This window comes from Acidobacteriota bacterium (assembly GCA_003225175.1).
Lineage (GTDB): Bacteria > Acidobacteriota > Terriglobia > Terriglobales > Acidobacteriaceae > Gp1-AA112.
This window is the reverse complement of sequence record QIBA01000168.1, coordinates 1-3,389: the sequence shown is the minus strand read 5'-3', so window position 1 is coordinate 3,389 and position 3,389 is coordinate 1. Positions and strand designations below refer to the sequence as shown.

General features: G+C 55.8%; 6 protein-coding genes. 1 reads left to right on the top strand and 5 read right to left on the bottom strand.

What is annotated here, in order from left to right; all coding sequences use genetic code 11:
• Positions 1-163: 163 nt before the first annotated feature.
• Together DMG62_24125 and DMG62_24120 are read right to left on the bottom strand one after the other, a co-directional pair.
• Complete coding sequence (locus DMG62_24125) at positions 164-448, bottom strand: hypothetical protein (protein PYY19965.1); 285 nt, start codon at positions 446-448, stop codon at positions 164-166.
• Between the two features lie 157 nt (positions 449-605).
• Positions 606-800: a hypothetical protein gene (locus tag DMG62_24120; protein ID PYY19964.1), complete on the bottom strand. Its 195-nt coding sequence runs from the start codon at positions 798-800 to the stop codon at positions 606-608.
• Positions 801-949: 149 nt separating this feature from the next.
• Here DMG62_24120 and DMG62_24115 point away from each other — a divergent pair, with 149 nt between their 5' ends.
• Positions 950-1,216 (top strand): hypothetical protein, encoded by a 267-nt coding sequence (locus DMG62_24115; GenBank protein PYY19963.1) that lies wholly within the window; start codon positions 950-952, stop codon positions 1,214-1,216.
• On the opposite strand, the gene DMG62_24110 is transcribed toward DMG62_24115, so the two are convergent.
• From DMG62_24110 to DMG62_24100, 3 genes are all read right to left on the bottom strand, one after another.
• A complete protein-coding gene (locus tag DMG62_24110; protein PYY19962.1) occupies positions 1,180-1,692 on the bottom strand; it encodes a hypothetical protein in 513 nt (170 codons plus the stop codon). The two genes, DMG62_24115 and DMG62_24110, sit on opposite strands and share 37 nt — an antisense overlap.
• Positions 1,693-2,403: 711 nt before the next feature.
• Positions 2,404-2,940: a heat-shock protein Hsp20 gene (locus tag DMG62_24105; GenBank protein PYY19961.1), complete on the bottom strand. Its 537-nt coding sequence runs from the start codon at positions 2,938-2,940 to the stop codon at positions 2,404-2,406.
• A 12-nt stretch (positions 2,941-2,952) separates the two neighbouring features.
• Positions 2,953-3,389 (bottom strand): hypothetical protein (locus DMG62_24100; protein PYY19960.1); only part of this gene is annotated, 437 nt, incomplete at its 5' end.

Genomic DNA, 3,389 nt, shown 5'->3' with positions numbered 1-3,389 from the left:
GGTTGGAACCGGCAGCCGCAAAAAAGAGCCGCACGGAGTAACGCCCGGGCGGCTTTTTCTTGCGCGTTGTGGCGTCACTCTCGATACAGCCGCGAAAACTTGAGCTGCGACGAGCCATTGGGGTCACTGGTGCGCGGGAGTCCCGCCAAACCATGGCGACGTTTTAAGCGTAACCTGCAGGATGAGCGAGGTGGAAATTCCGGATGTCGTCGGCAATTTGTTTTAAGGAACAGCAGTGGGAGCTGGCGGCTGTCCTGGCGATGTCCGGGGCAAGCTTCATTGTTTTAAGCACCTCGGCCTGTTGTTGAAGCTCCTCGGCCTTTCTAACCTGCTCAGCGAGAACCACCCAAGCTTGAGCCGTCAATTTGAGCTCTTTCCCATGCCTGCGGTCGCCAATTGCCTCAGCCATTTTACGTTCGGCGATTGCCAGGCACTCCGCTGAGGTCAATGGGGACACGGTTTCCTCCGGTGCAATTTAGCTAACAGGCAGGGAAGCGGCCTCGCTGGGCCGGCCCATTGTCTCAGAAGGGCGCCAGTTCGGCGCCCCGCGTAGGCTACACGCTCCATTGTTTTCCGAAACAGTGGAATTGCCTTATGCCCGCGATTCACACAATCGCGGTCAGCAGTCCCGGCCGCTGCCGATTGTGCTGCTTTTTGTTGCCTTCAAAGTCCGGCCTGACGTTGGCTCCCTTGGTGCCGCACGCTTGGCAGACGAAACCCGGCTCCAAGTCTGACATGCGGATATCGTCCGGCCACCGATGGCCACTGATCGCAATACAATGGCTGCAGTGATGATCCAATGGGAACACATCGGTTGACCGAGCCGACGGCGGCAGCGCACAAACATTGCGGCGCAGCTAGGGAACACCATTCACATCCAAGAGACTTCCGGAACGGAACGGACCGCTAATTTTTCTTTCCCCTCTCAGTATTTCTCTGTGAGGTGCTCATGACTTTTCAGCCAAGAGAAGGTGCGTGCGCGTTCGCCTGGAGGAACTACTTGCTAGTCCACAGCGGTATCAGCGAGGACGATCACAGGCGTTCCGCCCTCCATCGTTACCTCACCGATCTTGGCGCTGCCGGCGATTTCGATTTCGATCTCTTGCAAATAGCAGCAGTCAATTACCTGAAGAGCCTGGACGAATTGCACGACGACCGAGGTGCGAGACTTGCCGCAGATCAGGCTTTGGCAAAGCGTGCCCATTCACGAGCCTGATCGCAGTCGCCAATCGGCTTGCATGTACGAATCAATGGAACGCCATCGTCGCGTGCTGCGGAGTCCGCCTCTTTGATCGTCGGCTGCGCCTCAGCAATTTCCTTTAAGCGAATGTAGGCGCGCTCGCGATCCGCTTCCTGCTCTGAGCTCAGCAGCGGGTATATCTCGGTAATGTAAATCTGCTCATCAACACTGATCTCACCTAGGTCGGGCACATCGAGCCATACCGGTGCACCAAGAGCAGTGACTGCAGGCACGGCGATAAAGAGACCCCGCCATGGCACACGCCGCGCCACTTCGCGAGTGACGCGAGGCACGTGCAGTGGCCGACTGAACTGAATCGGCCCGCTTCGAAAGCCACTGGGCACATGCTGAACGGTCGGAGCATGGACGATCGCGGGCCGCGAGAATGATGGATGCTGGACAGTCGGCGAAACGCCTTGATGGCTTCGAACCGCAGGAGATGTTCGGACCATGGGAGCGCTACGGTAGATCGGCGCCGCCCTCACCGAGCGAGTGCTGTAGTGCGGCGCGGTGTGCGGCGTGTACCCGCCTCTTGCAAGCGCGACGGATGGGAAGAAGCGTAGCAACGAGGATGGTCGATATTAGACGCATGACGCCGTACCCCCCAACCTGGACGCCCAATCCTTTAGCAACTTGGGCGGGCGCGCAAGGCGCAATTCGCGGTTCAAGTCGTGTCCCCTTTCAGTACCAACTTCATCAGTCGGCGGTTTTCGGCAGGGTCACTCCCAAGAGCCCAAAACGTATCGTGGTGTCTCGTTGAGGCCCTGAAAGGGAGCTACCTGAAAGAGTGCCGTTGGATTCGATTTCCAGATTTCGATATGCCGTTTCTCGATATCGACCATGCCATCCAAAAACGGATATGATCCAGGCGTCTCCGTGTGCTCCACATCAGCCCACGCGATTTTCTTATTTCTTCGCCTTAGGCCCGCGCCCAAACGGTGCCCTTGCTTCTTCGTTCGACTCTGTTGGAAACGGATTAGGCAGATCCGGTGAGGCCGACTGTTCGTTTGGCTCTCGCTTCCTCAGGCGATCAGGCATCTCGTTGCCGATTCGACTAAAAGCAAGACCGAGGAAGCCCAAGGTCGCTATAACGGTTTCGGCAATCAGGATCCAAAAACCCGCCGTCCTCGAAAAGCATTCTATCTTCTTCGTTTAGCCCGATCTCACCAGCCGGAGGATGGCTCCAGTTCGTTCATTTCCCCTTCGCCTTCGGCTGATCCATGCGAGCCTGGCAACCAATCGACCCTCGTCTCCAAGTCGTCTTCCAGCTCGTAAATCAAGTCCTTCGCCAGAAAGGCGTAAGGACTCTTGTAATCCTTGCGAGGTTTAGCCTGTTCTGCCTTCGGCAGCACGATCGTGACCACCCCATCCTTCATTAAAGCGCTAATCTTAGTTTGATCAATCTTGTTGGAGATTTGGAAGCTGCGCGCATAGTGGCCCACGTTGTATTCGGTATAAAGCGGCTGCATTCCCTCATACTTCGTGAAGTCAATTCGACCCTCAATAGTAACTACATCATCATCGACGCTCGCCTCGATGCTGTCACGATCGACGCCCGGCATTTCAAGAACAACTGTCAGCGCCTCAGGAGTCTCGAAAATGTCTGTCACTGGCAAGAATACTCGCCCAGACGTGGTGCCCTCAGTCTTCTTCTCGACCTCGCGCTTCTGCTGGACCTGCAGTTCCTGTGAATCTGACATTTCATTATCTCCTCAGCTAATCTTAATAGAGCGCGGCTTATCGGCCTCTGCCCTCGGTATGAACAGCGCAAGCAGACCATCGCGATATTCGGCCATGATACGATCAGGTTCGATTCGAATTGGAACGGACAAAGTGCGGTCAAAAACACCAGAGATACGCTCGCGACGGTGAACGCTCGCTTGCTCGCCATAGGCAACGGTCTTTTTGCCGCAAATCCGAATGGTATTCTCTTTCGCCTCAATCTCGAGATCGTTTTTGTCAATGCCCGGCAATTCGATTATTGCGACGTAGTCATCGCCCTTCTGGAACATGTTTATTGGCGGAAAACTGCCGATAGCAGCGGTGCCCCGTCCCATCCAGTCGCTCGCGATACGTGCATCGAGCGCCCGCTGTAGTGTTAACAAGGCTTCAAATGGGTCACTAAAGCCAGCAAACATCGATTCCCTCC